At 63.4% G+C, this 16,818-nt stretch carries 14 protein-coding genes; 4 read left to right on the top strand and 10 right to left on the bottom strand.

Annotated elements, in window-relative coordinates; translation table 11 throughout:
- The first annotated feature begins 5 nt into the window (after positions 1-5).
- Genes AC070A_RS15125 through AC070A_RS15115 form a run of 3 tightly spaced genes read left to right on the top strand, consistent with a single transcriptional unit; the run spans position 6 to position 4,247 of the window.
- Positions 6-1,427 carry an FAD-binding oxidoreductase gene (locus AC070A_RS15125; protein WP_113132346.1) on the top strand — a complete coding sequence of 474 codons (1,422 nt, stop codon included), beginning with the start codon at positions 6-8 and terminating at the stop codon, positions 1,425-1,427.
- Between the two features lie 28 nt (positions 1,428-1,455).
- Positions 1,456-2,988 carry an L-piperidine-6-carboxylate dehydrogenase gene (gene amaB, locus AC070A_RS15120; RefSeq protein ID WP_057254860.1) on the top strand — a complete coding sequence of 511 codons (1,533 nt, stop codon included), beginning with the start codon at positions 1,456-1,458 and terminating at the stop codon, positions 2,986-2,988.
- Positions 2,989-3,014: 26 nt separating this feature from the next.
- Positions 3,015-4,247: a pyridoxal phosphate-dependent aminotransferase gene (locus AC070A_RS15115; RefSeq protein WP_112995630.1), complete on the top strand. Its 1,233-nt coding sequence runs from the start codon at positions 3,015-3,017 to the stop codon at positions 4,245-4,247.
- 233 nt (positions 4,248-4,480) lie between these two features.
- Here AC070A_RS15115 and AC070A_RS15110 read toward each other — a convergent pair whose 3' ends face one another.
- On the bottom strand, positions 4,481-5,029 hold the full coding sequence (locus AC070A_RS15110; RefSeq protein ID WP_057255083.1) for a cupin domain-containing protein: 549 nt from the start codon (positions 5,027-5,029) through the stop codon (positions 4,481-4,483).
- A 148-nt stretch (positions 5,030-5,177) separates the two neighbouring features.
- Here AC070A_RS15110 and aptA point away from each other — a divergent pair, with 148 nt between their 5' ends.
- The gene (aptA, locus tag AC070A_RS15105) at positions 5,178-6,515 is read left to right on the top strand and encodes an omega-aminotransferase AptA (RefSeq protein WP_112995629.1); all 1,338 of its coding nucleotides are present in this window, start codon (positions 5,178-5,180) and stop codon (positions 6,513-6,515) included.
- 111 nt (positions 6,516-6,626) lie between these two features.
- Here the strand turns inward: aptA and AC070A_RS15100 are convergent, their stop codons facing one another.
- The 9 genes from AC070A_RS15100 to AC070A_RS15060 all read right to left on the bottom strand — a co-directional run bounded on the left by AC070A_RS15100 (position 6,627) and on the right by AC070A_RS15060 (position 16,549).
- Positions 6,627-7,892 (bottom strand): glycerate kinase type-2 family protein, encoded by a 1,266-nt coding sequence (locus AC070A_RS15100; protein WP_112995708.1) that lies wholly within the window; start codon positions 7,890-7,892, stop codon positions 6,627-6,629.
- A 9-nt stretch (positions 7,893-7,901) separates the two neighbouring features.
- Positions 7,902-8,219 (bottom strand): Dabb family protein, encoded by a 318-nt coding sequence (locus AC070A_RS15095; RefSeq protein WP_057254857.1) that lies wholly within the window; start codon positions 8,217-8,219, stop codon positions 7,902-7,904.
- 7 nt (positions 8,220-8,226) lie between these two features.
- Complete coding sequence (locus AC070A_RS15090) at positions 8,227-9,882, bottom strand: GMC family oxidoreductase (protein ID WP_112995628.1); 1,656 nt, start codon at positions 9,880-9,882, stop codon at positions 8,227-8,229.
- A gap of 103 nt (positions 9,883-9,985) precedes the next feature.
- Complete coding sequence (locus tag AC070A_RS15085; protein ID WP_093233456.1) at positions 9,986-10,765, bottom strand: 3-ketoacyl-ACP reductase; 780 nt, start codon at positions 10,763-10,765, stop codon at positions 9,986-9,988.
- Positions 10,762-12,261: an FAD-dependent oxidoreductase gene (locus tag AC070A_RS15080; RefSeq protein WP_093233457.1), complete on the bottom strand. Its 1,500-nt coding sequence runs from the start codon at positions 12,259-12,261 to the stop codon at positions 10,762-10,764. Before AC070A_RS15080 ends, AC070A_RS15085 begins: the two co-directional genes overlap by 4 nt.
- Positions 12,262-12,267: 6 nt before the next feature.
- Entirely contained in the window at positions 12,268-13,380 is a 1,113-nt protein-coding gene (locus AC070A_RS15075; protein WP_057254853.1) for an ABC transporter ATP-binding protein, read from the bottom strand.
- Positions 13,381-13,384: 4 nt separating this feature from the next.
- Entirely contained in the window at positions 13,385-14,266 is an 882-nt protein-coding gene (locus tag AC070A_RS15070) for a carbohydrate ABC transporter permease (protein ID WP_057254852.1), read from the bottom strand.
- Entirely contained in the window at positions 14,266-15,144 is an 879-nt protein-coding gene (locus AC070A_RS15065; protein WP_057254851.1) for a carbohydrate ABC transporter permease, read from the bottom strand. The genes AC070A_RS15070 and AC070A_RS15065 overlap by 1 nt, the downstream gene beginning before the upstream one ends.
- A 172-nt stretch (positions 15,145-15,316) precedes the next feature.
- Positions 15,317-16,549 (bottom strand): ABC transporter substrate-binding protein, encoded by a 1,233-nt coding sequence (locus AC070A_RS15060; protein ID WP_373419844.1) that lies wholly within the window; start codon positions 16,547-16,549, stop codon positions 15,317-15,319.
- Between the last annotated feature and the right edge of the window lie 269 nt (positions 16,550-16,818).

The raw sequence follows: 16,818 nt of genomic DNA, 5'->3' as shown, positions 1-16,818 counted from the left end.
TTCTGATGATCGACAAACGGCACATCGACGCGCTCGCCGACATCCTTGGAAACAAGGGTGTCGTTACGCGTCCTGAAGACCTGGAAGCCTACGAGACCGGCGCGCGCTACGATCGCGGCCGGACTTCGCTCGTGCTGCGGCCGGCAACGACGGAAGAAGTCTCTGCTGCGGTCGCCTATTGCGTCACGAACGGCATCGCGCTGATCCCGCAATCCGGCAACACGGGCCTCGTTTCCGGCTCGACCCCGGATCAGTCGGGCGACGAGGCCGTGCTCAGCCTCGACCGGCTGGCGAAGCGCTTCGAGCTCGACCTCGACAATCGCTCGGTGCGGCTCGACGCCGGCTTTCGGCTGTCCGATCTCAACCGGCGCCTGGAAGAGCACGGCCTGTTCTTCCCGATCGATCTCGGCGCCGACCCGCGTATCGGTGGCATGATCGCCACCAATACCGGCGGTTCGCGCTTTCTGAAATATGGCGACGTGCGCCGCAACACCCTCGGGCTCAAGGTCGTTCTCGCAGACGAGGACGGCACCGTGCTCGACCTGCAATGCGACCTGCGCAAGAACAACACCGGCGTTGACTGGAAGCAGCTCTTTATCGGCACTTCGGGCGCCTTCGGCATCGTCACCGAATGCGTGCTGAACCTAGAACGCCTGCCGCAACAGACGGCAACCGCGCTGCTCGTTCCGGCAAGCGGCGCCCATGTACTGCCGTTGCTCCGAGCCATGGAAGAGCGGCTCGGCGCCTATCTCTCGGCCTTCGAGGGCATGTCGAAGAACGCCGTCACGGCCGCCTTCGCCCATGTGCCGTCGCTGAAGAACCCCTTCCAGGGCGGCAACGTTCCCGACTATGTCATCCTCGCCGAGATCAGCCGCACCTGGGCACCCCGCGACGGCGAACAGTCGCTCGACGCCGTGCTGGAATCGGCGCTCGCCGAGATCTGGGAAATGGAAGAGGCACCGCTCGCCGATGCCTTCGTCGGCCCGCCGCACGAGATCTGGGCGCTGCGCCACGCGCTGTCCGAGGGCGTCAAGCATCTCGGCAAGCTGATCGCCTTCGACGTCTCCTTCCGCAGGGGTGACATCATGGCCTTCTGCGACCATATGAAGGCAGAAATGCCGGCGAAATTCCCTGATGTGACCGTCTGCGACTTCGGCCATATCGGCGACGGCGGCGTGCACTTCAACCTCGTCGTGCCGAAGGACAGCGACCTTCTCAAGGACGAGACCTTCGAATCCCGGCTTCGCGAATGGGTTTTCGCCGTCGCCGTTGAGGAGTATCACGGCAGCTTCAGCGCGGAACATGCGATCGGCCGCCGCAACCAGGCCTATTACGACTTTTATACACCAGACAAACTCAAGGACATGGCCGCGGGCCTGAAGTCGCTCACCTCGCCGGGAAAGCTCGGCAGCGTGCGCTTCGGATAGGTCAAGCCAGGAAAACGGGAGTCAGACCATGAACATCGCAACCAAAAAAGTCGACGTGACCAAGGAAGCCGCAGCGCTTCTCGAAAAGATGGGCGTCGCCAAGGAACTCTACACCGGCGGCGACATGCCGTCCTACAGCCCGGTCACCGGCGAAAAGATCGGCAACCTCAAGACGGTTTCGGCCGCGGAAGCCGCTGCCAAGATCGAAAAGGCTCATGAAGCCTTCAAGGCCTGGCGCCTGGTTCCGGCACCGAAGCGCGGCGAACTGATCCGCCTGCTCGGCGAAGAACTGCGCGCCTTCAAGGCCGACCTCGGCCGCCTGGTTTCGATCGAAGCCGGCAAGATCACCTCCGAAGGCCTCGGCGAAGTCCAGGAAATGATCGACATCTGCGATTTCGCCGTCGGTCTTTCCCGCCAGCTATACGGCCTGACGATCGCCACCGAGCGCCCCGGCCACCGCATGATGGAAACCTGGCATCCGCTCGGCGTCGTCGGCGTCATCTCGGCCTTCAACTTCCCGGTCGCCGTCTGGTCGTGGAACACGGCGCTGGCGCTCGTCTGCGGCAACTCCGTCGTCTGGAAGCCGTCGGAAAAGACCCCGCTCACGGCGCTTGCCTCGCAGGCAATCTTCGAGCGTGCACTCGCCCGCTTCGGCGATGCGCCGGAAGGCCTGTCGCAGGTTCTCATCGGCGACCGCACCGTCGGCGAAGTCCTCGTCGACAACCCGAAGGTTCCGCTCGTTTCGGCGACCGGTTCCACCCGCATGGGCCGCGACGTCGGCCCGCGCCTTGCCAAGCGTTTTGCCCGCGCCATCCTCGAACTCGGCGGCAACAATGCCGGCATCGTCTGCCCCTCGGCCGATCTCGACATGGCCTTGCGCGCCATCGCCTTCGGCGCCATGGGCACCGCCGGCCAGCGTTGCACCACCATGCGTCGTCTCTTCGTGCACGAGAGCGTCTATGACCAGCTCGTTCCGCGTCTGAAGAAGGCCTATGGCTCGGTCTCGGTCGGCAACCCGCTGGAATCGACCGCCCTCGTCGGCCCGCTCGTCGACAAGGCTGCTTTCGACAGCATGCAGAAGGCAATCGGCGAAGCCAAGACCCATGGCGGCACCGTCACCGGCGGCGAACGCGTCGAACTCGGCTATGATAACGGCTACTATGCCAAGCCGGCCCTCGTCGAAATGCCGAAGCAGGCTGGCCCGGTGCTCGAAGAGACCTTCGCGCCGATCCTCTACGTCATGAAGTACAGCGACTTCGACGCCGTCGTTGCCGACCACAATGCGGTCGCGGCCGGCCTGTCGTCCTCGATCTTCACCCGCGACATGCAGGAATCCGAACGCTTCCTGGCGGTCGACGGCTCGGATTGCGGCATCGCCAACGTCAACATCGGCACCTCGGGTGCTGAAATCGGCGGCGCCTTCGGTGGCGAAAAGGAAACCGGCGGCGGTCGCGAATCCGGCTCGGACTCGTGGAAGGCCTATATGCGCCGCGCCACCAACACGGTGAACTATTCGAAGGCTCTGCCGCTGGCGCAGGGCGTGTCGTTCGACATCGAATAATCGGCGCACCCAGGTAGGATTCGATCATGACCATCAATCAAACGGTCAAGGAGGCGGGCTTTCAGCCCGCCTCGCGGATCTCCTCGATCGGAGTCTCCGAAATCCTGAAAATCGGCGCCCGCGCGCAAGCGATGAAGCGCGAAGGCAAGCCGGTCATCATCCTCGGTGCGGGCGAGCCCGACTTCGACACGCCCGACTACGTCAAGGATGCCGCCTGCGAGGCGATCAAGCGCGGCGACACCAAGTACACCGCGCTCGACGGCACGCCGGACCTGAAGAAGGCAATCCGCGAAAAGTTCCAGCGTGAAAACGGCCTTGCCTACGAGCAGGACGAGATCACGGTGGCAACGGGCGCCAAGCAGATCCTGTTCAACGCCATGATGGCGTCGATCAATCCCGGCGACGAAGTGATCATCCCGACGCCCTACTGGACCTCCTATTCGGATATCGTCCAGATCTGCGAAGGCAAGCCGGTTCTGATCCCCTGCGACGCCTCCTCCGGTTTCCGCCTGACTGCCGACAAGCTCGAAGCTGCAATTACGCCGAAGACGCGTTGGGTGCTGCTCAACTCGCCGTCGAACCCGTCGGGCGCCGCCTACAGCGCTGCCGACTATCGTCCGCTGCTCGACGTGCTCCTGAAGCATCCGCATGTGTGGCTGCTGGTCGACGACATGTATGAGCACATCGTCTATGACGGCTTCCGCTTCGTCACCCCGGCCCAGCTTGAGCCTCGGCTCAAGGACCGGACGCTCACGGTCAACGGTGTCTCCAAGGCCTATGCCATGACCGGCTGGCGCATCGGTTATGCCGGTGGCCCGCGCGACCTGATCAAGGCTATGGCCGTGGTCCAGAGCCAGGCAACTTCCTGCCCTTCGTCTGTCAGCCAGGCCGCCTCGGTGGCAGCGCTGACCGGCCCGCAGGAATTCCTGAAGGAACGCACTGCCAGCTTCCAGCATCGCCGCGATCTCGTCGTGGCCGCCCTCAACGCCATCGACGGTCTTGACTGCCGCGTTCCGGAAGGTGCCTTCTATACCTTCTCCGGCTGCGCCGGCATGCTCGGCAAGGTGACGCCATCGGGCAAAAAGATCGAGACGGACACGGACTTCTGCGCCTACCTGCTCGACGATGCCCACGTGGCCGTCGTTCCAGGCTCGGCCTTCGGTCTCTCGCCGTTCTTCCGCATCTCCTACGCGACGTCGGAAGCGGAACTGCAGGAAGCACTGAAACGCATCGCCGACGCCTGCGCGCGGCTTTCGTAACCGGCTGATCGGCCCCTCACCCTAGCCCTCTCCCCGCTTGCGGGGAGAGGGGACGGTCGAGTGTGCAGCATCGGCCCCACTTGCCAGGCAGGTCTTCGCATCCGCGCCGGAATTGCTACCTCCCGACAAAGCTTGAGAGCGATTGGGAGGTAGACCGCATATCCCTTCGCCCCGCCTGCGGGGAGAAGGTCGCGGCAGCGGGATGAGGGGCTTTCCGATCTCAACCCTGCCCCTCAAAACGTCGGCGGCGTACAAGCGCTGATCACCTCGCAAGGCACCGGCCCAACACAGCGAAAGCGATGCGGCCGCCGGCTCTCAAAGTAATACGCATCCCCCGGCCCCAGTATCCGCCGCTCGTCATCGACGGTCACCTCGATGCGGCCCGAGAGTACGATGCCTCCCTCCTCGCCATCATGCACCAGCGGCACCTTTCCGGTGTCGGCGCCCGGCTGGTAACATTCCTTCAGGATCTGCAGGCTGCGGCCAAAGAGGTTCTCGCCGATCTGCCGGTAGGAAATCGGCCCCTTGCCGATTTCGACCAGTTCCTCCGCCGCATAAAACGCCTTGCGCGGCTTCTCCGGCTCGAAGGAGAAGAACTCCGCAAGCCCGATCGGAATACCGTCGAGGATGCGCTTCAGAGCCCCGACGGACGGATTGGAGGCGTTCGATTCGATCAGCGAGATCGTCGAGTTGGTGACGCCGGCGCGCTTGGCGAGTTCGCGTTGCGACAGATTGTGCATCAGCCTCAGATGACGAAGCCGGTTTCCGATGTCGACTGTCATGCAGATCAAACCTTGGTGTTCAGGTTGTTCGAAATAGCGCAAACACACTGCATCGACCCGATGAAATTCAATGAGTTAAGTGACAGCAGAAAAGGACTTGTTTGGCAAATCAAATCATGGCGTCAATCGCCGACCTTAGGAGGATGCCATGAACCAGCACACCAAACCCAACGCTCCCATACTCGACAGCTATTGGATGCCGTTTACCGCCAACCGGCAGTTTAAACAGGCACCGCGCCTGCTCGCGTCCGCCGAGGGCATGCACTACACCAGCACCGATGGCCGCACGATCCTCGACGGCACCGCCGGCCTCTGGTGCGTCAACGCCGGCCATGGTCGCCGCCAAATCGCAGCCGCGGTTGAGCGCCAGCTATCAACCATGGATTTCGCCCCCTCCTTCCAGATGGGCCACCCGATCGCCTTCGACTTCGCCGAACGCCTTGCGGAGATCGCCCCCGGCCCCGAGGGACAGAAGCTTGATCGCGTGTTCTTCACCGGCTCCGGTTCCGAATCGGTCGACACGGCGCTGAAAATCGCGATCGCCTACCAGCGCGCGATTGGCCAGGGCACCCGCACCCGCCTGATCGGCCGCGAGCGCGGCTATCACGGTGTCGGCTTTGGCGGCATTTCGGTCGGCGGCATCCTCAACAACCGCCGCGTCTTCCCGCAGCTTCCCGGTTCGGACCACCTTCGCCACACCCACGACCTCGCCAAGAACGCCTTCGTCAAGGGCCAGCCGGAGCACGGCGCCGAACTTGCCGATGATCTCGAGCGGCTGGTGGCGCTGCACGGCGCCGAAACCATCGCCGCCTGCATCGTCGAACCGGTCGCCGGCTCGACCGGCGTGCTCATCCCGCCGAAGGGTTACCTGGAACGCCTGCGCGCCATCTGCGACAAGCACGGCATCCTCCTCATCTTCGACGAAGTCATCACCGGCTTCGGCCGCTTGGGCGCCCCCTTTGCGACGGATTTCTTCGGCGTCACGCCCGATCTGGTGACGACCGCCAAGGGGCTTACCAACGGCGCGATCCCGATGGGCGCTGTCTTTGCCAGCCGCAAGGTGCACGATGCTCTGATGCATGGTCCGGAAAACGCGATCGAGCTCTTCCACGGCTACACGTACTCCGGCCACCCGGCCGCTTGCGCCGCCGGCATCGCCACGCTCGACATCTACCGCGACGAGGGCCTGATGACCCGCGCTGTCGAGCTGCAGGACGCCTGGCACGATGCCATGCATTCCATGAAGGGCCTGCCAAACGTCATCGACATCCGCACGATCGGCCTGATTGCCGGCATCGAGCTGCAGTCGCGCGACGGCGCTGTCGGCGCCCGCGCCTATGACGTCTTCGTCGATTGCTTCGAAAAGGGTCTGCTGATCCGCGTCACCGGCGACATCATCGCCTTCTCGCCGCCGCTGATCGCCGAAGAGAAGCATTTCGCCGAGATCGTATCGATCCTTGGCGATGCGCTGAAGCGCGCCAAGTAAGTCAAAGCGAAGCAAGTCAAAACAGCGCCGCCGCCGCGGATATCGGCGGCGGCGTTTGCATTTCACATGCGGCGCCGAATCCGGCTAACATCTCTGCGAGAAAGCCGCGTCCTAGCGGATCAGCAGCGCCCGGAAATCGTTGACGTTCGTTCCGGTCGGTCCGGGCGCGAAGAGATCACCACTCGCGGCAAAGGCCGACCAGGCATCATGGCGGGCGAGGTGCAGGCGCGGATCGATGCCGGCCGCCCGCATGCGGGTTATGCTCTCACCGTCGGCAAAGGCGCCGGCATTGTCCTCGGAACCGTCGATGCCATCCGTATCCGCCGCAAGCGCATCAATGCCCGCAACGCCATCGATATCGAGCGACAGCGACAGCAGCAATTCGCTGTTGCGCCCACCCTTGCCGTAGTCCTTGCCTGAGATCGTCACCGTCGTCTCGCCGCCGGAAAGCAGCACCACCGGCTTCTCGAAGGGGCGGCTCCTGAGCGCCACTTCACGAGCGAGCGCCGCATGCATGCGGCCGATATCACGCGCCTCTCCCTCGATCGCATCGGATAGAATGCGCGCCTCGATACCGAGTTCGCGCGCCTTAGCCGCGGCCGCTTCGAGCGACACGCTCGCCGAGGCGATCACGTGGCATTCATGTCCGGCAAAACGCAGATCGTCCGGATCGGGCGCTCTTGCCGCTTCCGAGCGCAGATGCGCCATCACCCCATCGGGCAGCGCCATGCGGTAACGAGCAACGATATCAAGTGCCTCCGCCGGCGTGCTGCGATCCGGAACGGTTGGACCCGAGGCGACGAAGGCCGGATTGTCGCCGGGCACGTCGGAGACCACCAGGGTGACGACACGCGCCGGGAAAGCCGCCGCAGCGAGCCGACCGCCCTTGATGCGCGACACGTGCTTGCGGACCACATTCATCGCTGAGATCGGTGCACCGGAAGCAAGGAGCGCTTTGTTGACCGCAATCTCGTCGGCAAGCGTCAAGCCTTCAGGCGGCGCCGGCAGCAGGGCCGAGCCGCCGCCGGAAACCAGCGCAACCACGAGATCGTCGGCTGTCAGGTTGGAGACGGCGTAAAGCAGCACGCTCGAGGCCGCGAGGCCGGCTTCGTCCGGCACAGGGTGGGCCGATTGCAGCACCGTGATCCGCTCGCAATGTTCGATCGGGCCGTGTCGTGCCACCACCGTCCCGCGCAACGGATGCTTCCAGAGCCGCTCAAAGGCGGCCGCCATCTGGCTCGCCGCCTTGCCGGCGCCGACGACCACGGTCCGCCCCTTTGGCGGATCGGGCAGATGCGCCTTGATTGCCTCATAGGGGTCGGCGGCTCTTACGGCTTCCTCGAATAGCCGGGTCAGGAACGGGCGCGCTTCGAGCATGATCGTCACTCAATCGGCAATTTCGAGGTCGTAGACGAAGATACCGGCAACGCCGCCTTCGGCCGCAGCGACGATCTTGGCGCCGGTCTTGCGGTGCGCCTCGTCTTCCAGGTAGGCGTCGCGGGCCGCCGCATCGGTGAAGTCGACGATGAAACCTAGGCCATGGCCCTTGTCCATGCCCACTTCCGGGCTGACATTGCCACCGATATGGGCTGCCATGAAACCCGGCAACCGTGATTTCAGCGCGACGATCTCGTCGAAGATCGTTGCTTTCTCCTCCTCGGAGATTTCGGGGCGGAAGCGGATGAAGACGCAATGGCGGATCATGGGGACCTCAACGGATATCGGCGCGGGCGCGCGGGCGGCTGTCGTTACGTTCGTGGGCAAAGATGGCAGGCGGCAGGGGCTGGCGCTCGCGAATGATGTCGGCGCCCTTCTCCCCCATCATGATCGTCGGCCCGTTGGTGTTGCAAGAGGGAACGCGCGGCATCACCGAGCTGTCGCAGACGCGCAGTCCCTCCAGCCCCCGCACCTTGAGATCGAGGTCGACCACCGCCATGGCGTCCGTCCCCATCTTGCAGGTCCCAACCGGGTGGTGATCCGTCTTGGCATTGGCGCAGCCGTAGTCGAAGAACTGTTCATCGCTGATGACCGAATTGCCGGGAAGACGTTCCGCCATCACGAAAGGCTTCAGCGCCGCCTGCTGCATGATCTCGCGGGCGATCTTCAACCCCTCGATCGACATCTTGCGATCGTGCGGATCCTCCCAATAGTTGGGGTCGATGAGAGGCGCTGCCGCCGGATCGGAGGACGAAAGCCGGACCGTGCCGCGTGAGCGCGGATGCAAATAGGCGGAATTGAGCGTCACGCCGGCGTTCTTCAGCTTTTCGACGCCCGCCTCGATGCCGGAGCCAAGCCCCAGATGGAACTGGATATCCGGCGAGCGCGCATTGGGATCGGCATACCAGAAGCCCCCGGTTTCAAAGAGCGAGGACGCCACCGGTCCGGAACGGAACAGCACATATTGCAGTCCGGCCCATAGCGTACGATGAAGTTTCGCCACACCGTCATAGGTGTGGTCGCCGGTGCATTCGGAAATGACGAAGAGATCGAGGTGGTCCTGCAGGTTGCCGCCAACGCCGGGCAGGTCGTGCTTCACCGAGACGCCGACCGACTTCAGGTGATCGGCCGGGCCGATGCCGGACTGTAGCAAGAGCTTTGGCGAACCGATGGCGCCGGAGGAAACAAGCACTTCCCGCTCCGCCCGGATGATCTCGCTGCCCTTGCCCGTGACGACTTCGACGCCGACGGCGCGGGTGCCCTCAAGCACGATACGGGCGACGCGCGCGCTGGTGCGGACCGTCAGATTACGTCGATCCTTGATCGGCGAGAGATAGGCAAGCGACGCGCTCGACCGGCGACGGTTGCGCTGGGTAAGCTGGTAGAAGCCGACGCCCGCCTGCTGGCGGCCGTTGAAATCGTGGTTGTAGGGAATGCCGAGTTCCTGGCCGGCCCGAATATAGGCGTCGCAGATCGGCAGGGCAGAGACCGGCATTGAGACGCCGAGCGGGCCGCCATAGGCGTGATAGTCGTCGGCAAAGCGCTGGTTGTCTTCGCAGCGTTTGAAATAGGGAAGTACGCTGCGATAGTCCCAGCCGGTGCAGCCGTCCTCGGAAGCCCAGAGATCGTAGTCGGCGGCATTGCCGCGGGTATAGAGCTGGGCATTGATCGAGGAGCCGCCGCCGATGACCTTGGCCTGGGTATATCGCAGCACCCTGCCCTTCATGTGCTTCTGCGGCACGGTCTCCCAGCCCCAGCTGGCCACCCCCTTGGTCATCTTGGCAAAGCCGGCCGGCATGTGGAACAGCGGATTCCAGTCGCCGCCGCCGGCCTCCAGCAGCAGGACGCGCACCGACGGATCCTCGGAGAGGCGGTTGGCAAGAACGCAGCCGGCCGGGCCGGCACCGGTGATGATGTAGTCGTAGCTCATTCCCTGTTTTCCTCCGCCGCCGCCATTTGGAACGTTCCAAGTTTTCGACGTGATAACTCCAAACCCTGCCCGCTTGCGAGCGTCTGTAAGTCCTGCCTGTTTCCTAGAGTCGGCCGATCGAAAGGCCGCCATCCGCCTGGATGACAGAACCCGTGGCAAAGCCGAATTTGCCACCGGCGAGACCGGCCACCATGTTGCCGATATCCGCCGGCTCGCCCCAACGGCGCATCGGCACCAGCCCGCCATCGATCAGAGTGTCGTATTTCGCCGAGACGCCCGCGGTCATGTCGGAGCGGATGATGCCCGGCCGGATCTCGAAGACCGAGATTCCGGTATTGGCGAGCCGTAGCGCCAGCCCCTGGCTGAAGGCGGCAAGCCCGGCCTTGGTCATGCAATAGTCGAGCCGCTCCGGCGAACTCATCGTCGCCGAAACCGAGGTGATGTTGATGATCGACCGCGGCGTCACATCGGCCGGATCGGTCAGCATCGACACCAGAACGGCCTGGGTGAAAAACACCGTGCCGCGCAGGTTGGTGGCGACGATCGTGTCGAAATTCTCCGGCAGCAGGTCGAGAAAGTCACCCCTGACGACCGAGGCGATGCCGGCATTGTTGACGAGGCAGCGGATCGGGCCGAGCTCGGCGCGAACGCGCTCAACGGTGGCGCCATGCCCGCCGACATCGGCAAGATTGGCCTCGATGTAGATGGCCCGGCCGCTGTCGCCCGCAAGTTCGGCAAGCGTCTGGTCCGTGGCAGTGTCTGGAGCGCCGAGACCGGTGATGGCGATGTCGAAACCGTCGCGCGCAAGCGCGCGGGCAACGCCGAGCCCGATGCCGCGGCGGCCGCCGGTGACGATGGCGACGGGACGCGTCGATGACGTCATGATCGGAACTCCTTCGCAACGATATGGTCGGCGACGCGCAGCGCCTGGGCGGCAACCGTCAGCGCCGGATTGACGGCGGCGGACGTGGGCAGAAAGGCGGCGTCGACGACGAAGAGATTGGGGTGGTCGAAGGCACGGCAATAGACGTCGAGCGGCGCGTCCTTCGGGTCGGTGCCGATTCGCACCGTGCCGCATTGGTGCGACGGCGTGCGCTTGTCGAAGGCCTGGGAAAGCACGATCGGATAGCCGGCGGCCTTGAAGTGCGCGCGCATCTTCGCTTCGAGCCCGGAAAGTGCCTCCATGTTCGAGCGCCGCCACTGCATGATGATGCCCTTGCCGTCGACCATGATACGACTTTCCGGGTTCGGCAGGTCCTCGGTCATCATGTACCAGTCGACCGCATGACCGGCCATGAAGTCGAAGGCGAAGCGTGGCCCCCAGATCGGCGCATTGGCCTTGAGGATGTCGGCATTGATCTTGCCGAGCAGCTGGACATTGCCGAGTGGCAGGCCATCCCTACCGCCGGTCAGGTAATAGTCGTTCAGCATCAGCGTCTTCTGGTAGATGCTGTCGTTGCGCCTGAACGGATTGATCGCCAGCATGGCGCTGCAATTGTGGTTCATGAAGTTGCGGCCGACCTGGTCGGAAGCGTTTGCCAGCCCCTTGCCGTCGCCGGAGCGCAGCAGGATGGCCGCCGAATTGATCGCGCCCGCCGCCAGGATCACCAGCTTCGGCGACAGCTTCTTCTTCTCGCCCCTGTGGGTATAGTGGATCGCCTCGATCCGGCCGCCCGGCCCCGCCTCCAACGTGTCGACATGGGCTGAGGTGATCAGCTCGATATTGGGGTCCTTCAGGGCGGCCGCAAGCGATGCGGTCTCGGCATCCTTCTTGCCCTTGCCGGTGTTGGGAAATCCGTCCCATGGCGTGCGCCCGCCGGCGAGCCACGTCTCGATATCGACACCGAGCGGCAGCGTCGCCGGGTGCAGTCCCTGCGCCTTCAACTCGGCGCGCGCGCGGGCAATCGCCGGCTCGTCCGGTACCGGGCCGTGAGGATAGGGCGAGGCATGAAACGGCTCCGTCGGGTCCTGGCCCAGCTCGCCGCGCACCTCGAACAATTGCTCGGCCTTGCCGTACCACGGCTCCAGCTCTTCATAGGCAAAGGGCCAGGCCGGCGAGACGCCGCCAAGGTGCTGCATCTCGGTGAAATCCTCGGCACGGTAGCGCAGGAGCACCGCGCCGAACAGCTTGGAATTGCCGCCGACGAAGTAGAAATTTCCCGGATTGAACTCGGCACCATCGGGCTCGCGCCACATCTCCTTTGGCCGGAAATGGCCCTTGACGAAGATCGAGCTGTAGCTGCGCGCCTCCGGCGTATCGGGCAGGCGCTCGCCGCGCTCGAGGATGGCGATGCGGGCACCGGAGCCGGCAAGCCCCGCCGCAAGGGTGGAGCCGCCGATACCCGACCCGATGATGACGATGTCCGGCTGCTCCTGCATCGTTCGTTACACGATCCGCTGCTGGCTCTGCGGGTCGAAGAACACCGCCTTGTCGAGGTTGAAGGCAAGGCGCGAGGTCTGGCCGGGGGCGATGCGCGCATCGGCGCGCAGGCGAGCAACGACCTCCTTGCCGCCGAGACGGGTCACCGCGAAAGTGTCCGAACCCGCGGGCTCAACCACCTCGATCAGGCATTCACCTTCGACGATCGCCTTGGCATTGCGGTCGGCCCCGTCAGGATCGGTCAGCGCTTCCGGACGGATGCCGAAGACGACGTCCTTGCCGGCATAGGCGGCGAGTGCGCCGTTATGCGGCACCGCCAGCTTCATCGGCTCGGCGTTCGGGCGCGCGAGCGTGACGGCAACGTCGGAACCGCTCTTTTCGATGCGCGCCGTCAACAGGTTCATGGCCGGCGAGCCCATGAAGTCGGCGACGAACATGTTGGCCGGATTGTTGTAGATCTCCGCCGGCGTTCCGAACTGCTGCAGCACGCCGTCCTTCAAGACCGCGATCTTGGTCGCCAGCGTCATCGCCTCGATCTGGTCGTGCGTGACGTAGACGATCGTCGTCTTCATGCGATGGTGCAGGCGCTTGATCTCGGTGCGCATGTCGACGCGCAGCTTGGCGTCGAGGTTGGACAGCGGCTCGTCGAACAGGAAGACCTGCGGGTTGCGCACCAGCGCACGGCCCATGGCGACGCGCTGGCGCTGACCGCCGGAAAGCTGGCTCGGCTTGCGGTCGAGCAGATGGCCGATCTGCAGCATGTCGGCGACCTGCTTGATCGCCTTTTCGCGCTCGTCCTTCGGCACGCCGCGGATTTCCATGCCGAAGGCGATGTTTCCGGCGACCGTCATGTTCGGATAGAGCGCGTAGGACTGGAACACCATGGCGATGTCGCGCTTCGACGGATGCAGATCGGCGACCGAGCGGCCATTGATGGCGATCTCCCCCGACGTGATCGGCTCCAGCCCGGCAATCGTGTTGAGCAGCGTGGACTTGCCGCAGCCCGAGGGGCCGACGAGCACGAGGAAACCACCCTTTTCAATCTCCAGGTTGATGTCCTTCAGGATCTCGAGCGAGCCATAGGATTTGCGCAGGTTGCTGATTTTCAAGAAAGACATGAGCTTATCCTTTCACGGCGCCCGACATCAGCCCGCGAACGAAGTAGCGGCCGGACACGATGTAGACGATGAGCGTTGGCAGGGCGGCAAGGATCGCGCCTGCGAAGTGAACGTTGTATTCCTTGACCCCGGTCGACGACGAAACGAGGTTGTTGAGCGCGACCGTCATCGGCGTCGAATAGGGGCCGGAGAAAGACGCACCGAACAGGAAGTCGTTCCAGATGTTGGTGAACTGCCAGATGACCGAAACGACGATGATTGGGCCGGACGACGGCAGGAGGATGCGCCAGAAGATCTGGAAGAAGCTGGCGCCATCGATCTGCGCCGCGCGCACCAGTTCCGTCGGAAACGCCTCGTAGTAGTTGCGGAAGTAAAGCGTCGTGAAGCCCAGGCCGTAGATCACATGGACGAAGATCAGGCCCCAGATCGAACCGGCGAGCCCCAGGATACCGAGGATGCGCGCCATCGGGATCAGCACGATCTGGAACGGGATGAAGCAGGACAAGAGCAGCATGCCGAAGAAGATGTTGGCACCGGGAAAGCGCCACTTCGTCAGCACGTAGCCATTGAGCGCGCCGATGATCGTCGAGATCGCCACGGCCGGCACCACCATCAGGATCGAGTTGATGAAGAAGGGTTTCAGGCCGGTCGGCTGCACACCGATCTGCGCCGTCGACCAGGCCTGAAGCCAGGGCTCGATGGTAAAGGTTTGCGGCAGGTTGAGCATGCCGCCCTGGCGGATCTCATCGAGCGGCTTCACCGAATTCACCAGCATCACATAGAGCGGCAGCAGCGAATAGAGCGCGAAAAGGATCAGTGCGGTATAGATCAGCGCACGGGTGAGGCGGTTGTGCGAGATGATGTTGTCTGGGCTCGGAGCGCTCATCAGCGTTTTGCTCCCCGGATTTCGGAATAGAGGTACGGCACGATGATCGAGAAGATCATCACCAGCATGATGATCGCCGAGGACGCGCCGATGCCCATCTGGTTGCGGGTGAAGGTGTAGGAATACATGAAGGTCGCCGGCAGTTCGGTCGCCTGCCCCGGGCCGCCGCCGGTCAAGGCGATGATCAGGTCGTAGGCCTTGATCGCCAGGTGCGCGAGCACCACGAAGGCCGACAGGAACACCGGCCGCATCAAGGGAATGATGATCCGGCGATAGATCGTCGAGGTCTTGGCGCCGTCGATCTGTGCTGCCTTGATAATCTCGTTGTCGACGCCGCGAAGGCCGGCCAGGAACATCGCCATGATGAAGCCGGTCGACTGCCAGACCGCGGCAATCACGACGCAGTAGATCGCGTAGTTGCGGTCCTTGATCCAGTTGAAGGAGAAGCTCTCCCAGCCCCAGAGATGCATGGTGTTTTCAAGACCGATGCCAGGATCGAGGAACCACTTCCAGGCCGTTCCCGTCACGATGAACGAGAGCGCCATCGGATAGAGGTAGATCGGCCGCAGGAAACCTTCGGCCCGGATCTTCTGGTCGAGCAGGATTGCCAGCCCGAGACCGAGCACGGAGCAGATGGCGATATAGAGCGCGGCGAAGATCGCCAGGTTGCTCACCGCCCGCCACCAGTGCGGCAGCGCCCACAGTTTCGCGTAATTGCTGAACCCGACGAAATTGTAGGACGGCAGCATCTTGCTGTCCGTCATCGACAAGAAGCCGGTATAGGCAATGAAGCCATAGACAAAGATCAGGACGATAAGGAAGCTCGGGGCAAGGACCAGCTTCGGTATCAGGTCCTGCAGGCGGCTGCGGCTATCCATGAACGTTCACCACTTCTGGCGCGGCCGTCGGGAAATCCCTGATATCGGCATCCGCGCGAGGTTCTGGGTATCGAAGCGCCCTTCCCCGCGTCCTATTGGCCACGGCGGTACGACGACGCTTGCATGTCGGAATGGGTGTCCGGGGCGCTTTGAGCGCCCCGGAACGAGCCCGTTACTTCGCGGCCTCGACCGCTGTGACCAGTTCCTTGACGGCCTCTTCGGACGTCAGTTCGCCGTTGAACTCACGCGTCACGACGTCGTAGATCGCGTTCTTGACGGCAGCCGGGTTGGCATGGCCATGCGCCATGGAACCGAAAAGCTTGCCGTTGCTGTTGGCTTCGGCGAGGTCCTTGATGCCCTTCTTGCCGCAAGCGTCGAAGTCCGTGTCCGGAACGTCGGTGCGGGCCGGGACCGAACCCTTGACGACGTTGAAGGCCGACTGGAAGGTCGGGCTTTCGATGGCCGAAGCCATGGCGAGCTGCGCCGGAACCTTGTCGTCAGCAACCTTGAACATCGCGAACTGGTCGGAGTTGAAGGTGACCGAGCCTTGCGTGCCCGGGAAGCGCATGCAGACGAAATCGGTGCCAGGCACCTTCTTGGCCTTCAGGAACTCGCCCTTCGCCCAGTCGCCCATGAACTGCAGGCCGGCCTTGTTCTCGATGACCATGGCGGAAGCGAGGTTCCAGTCGCGACCGGAGAAGTTGTCGTCGACATAGGAGCGCAGCTTCGTCATGCGATCGAAGGCTTCCTTCATCTTGTCGCCGCCGAGCGCTGCCGGGTCGAGATCGATGAAGGCCTGCTTGTAGAAGTCGGTGCCGAGCGAAAGCACGACGGCGTCGAAAATCGTCGCATCCTGCCAGGGCTGGCCGCCATGAGCAATCGGGGTGATCCCTTGAGCCTTGAAGTTGTCGAGCAGAGCGATCAGCTCGTCCCAATTGGCCGGCTCCTTGCCGCCAGCCTTGTCGAGTGCGGCCTTGTTGATCCAGACCCAGTTGGTCGAATGCACGTTGACCGGAGCTGCGATCCAGTGGCCGTCATACTTCGAGAACTGCTGCAGGGCGGTCGGAACGACCTTGTCCCAGCCTTCCTTGGCAGCCGTCTCGTCGAGGTTGCCGAGCGCGCCTTCCTTGGCCCAGTCGAGAATGTCGAAGCCGAGCATCTGCACGGCGGTCGGAGCGTTGCCCGCGGTGACGCGAGCGCGCAGGACGGTCATGGCTTCCGTGCCGCCACCGCCGGCAACCGGCATGTCGGTCCAGGTGATGCCCTTGCTTTCCAGATCCTTCTTCAGAACGTCGAGCGCGGCAGCTTCGCCACCGGATGTCCACCAGTGCAGAACTTCCACATTCTCGGCTGCGCGCGCGGCGGTGGCCGCCATCATCAGCGCCACAACGGCCGTCGTCGTCATCAACTTGCGCATCGTTATCCTCCCGTTTGCAAGTTTTCGAAGTGGAACCTCCTTCCACCCCGGAATTCGCGCCGCTCTAGCCAGCGGCTGGCCATTTAAAACGTTATAAATTCAGCAAGTCAAGCATTCCGCCATTTTGTATTTTAGCACCTTCGGAACCTTTTGAATTTGCTGAATTATATAGCACGCATTAGCTATTGCAGTGCAGCAAATCATGCCGCGATGCGAGATTTAAAACGTTTTCATGATTCGATTGCCTAAGCGTTCGC

Source organism: Ensifer sp. GW101-20A05, from assembly GCF_059424735.1.
This window is presented reverse-complemented; position numbering and strand designations above follow the sequence as displayed.

Bases quoted from the DNA above. Each gene is read 5' to 3' on its own strand.
- AC070A_RS15125 (WP_113132346.1), top strand. From the start codon at position 6: ATGATCGACAAACGGCACATCGACGCGCTCGCCGACATCCTTGGAAAC.
- amaB (WP_057254860.1), top strand. From the start codon at position 1,456: ATGAACATCGCAACCAAAAAAGTCGACGTGACCAAGGAAGCCGCAGCG.
- AC070A_RS15115 (WP_112995630.1), top strand. From the start codon at position 3,015: ATGACCATCAATCAAACGGTCAAGGAGGCGGGCTTTCAGCCCGCCTCG.
- AC070A_RS15110 (WP_057255083.1), bottom strand. From the start codon at position 5,029: ATGACAGTCGACATCGGAAACCGGCTTCGTCATCTGAGGCTGATGCAC.
- aptA (WP_112995629.1), top strand. From the start codon at position 5,178: ATGAACCAGCACACCAAACCCAACGCTCCCATACTCGACAGCTATTGG.
- AC070A_RS15100 (WP_112995708.1), bottom strand. From the start codon at position 7,892: ATGCTCGAAGCGCGCCCGTTCCTGACCCGGCTATTCGAGGAAGCCGTA.
- AC070A_RS15095 (WP_057254857.1), bottom strand. From the start codon at position 8,219: ATGATCCGCCATTGCGTCTTCATCCGCTTCCGCCCCGAAATCTCCGAG.
- AC070A_RS15090 (WP_112995628.1), bottom strand. From the start codon at position 9,882: ATGAGCTACGACTACATCATCACCGGTGCCGGCCCGGCCGGCTGCGTT.
- AC070A_RS15085 (WP_093233456.1), bottom strand. From the start codon at position 10,765: ATGACGTCATCGACGCGTCCCGTCGCCATCGTCACCGGCGGCCGCCGC.
- AC070A_RS15080 (WP_093233457.1), bottom strand. From the start codon at position 12,261: ATGCAGGAGCAGCCGGACATCGTCATCATCGGGTCGGGTATCGGCGGC.
- AC070A_RS15075 (WP_057254853.1), bottom strand. From the start codon at position 13,380: ATGTCTTTCTTGAAAATCAGCAACCTGCGCAAATCCTATGGCTCGCTC.
- AC070A_RS15070 (WP_057254852.1), bottom strand. From the start codon at position 14,266: ATGAGCGCTCCGAGCCCAGACAACATCATCTCGCACAACCGCCTCACC.
- AC070A_RS15065 (WP_057254851.1), bottom strand. From the start codon at position 15,144: ATGGATAGCCGCAGCCGCCTGCAGGACCTGATACCGAAGCTGGTCCTT.
- AC070A_RS15060 (WP_373419844.1), bottom strand. From the start codon at position 16,549: ATGACGACGACGGCCGTTGTGGCGCTGATGATGGCGGCCACCGCCGCG.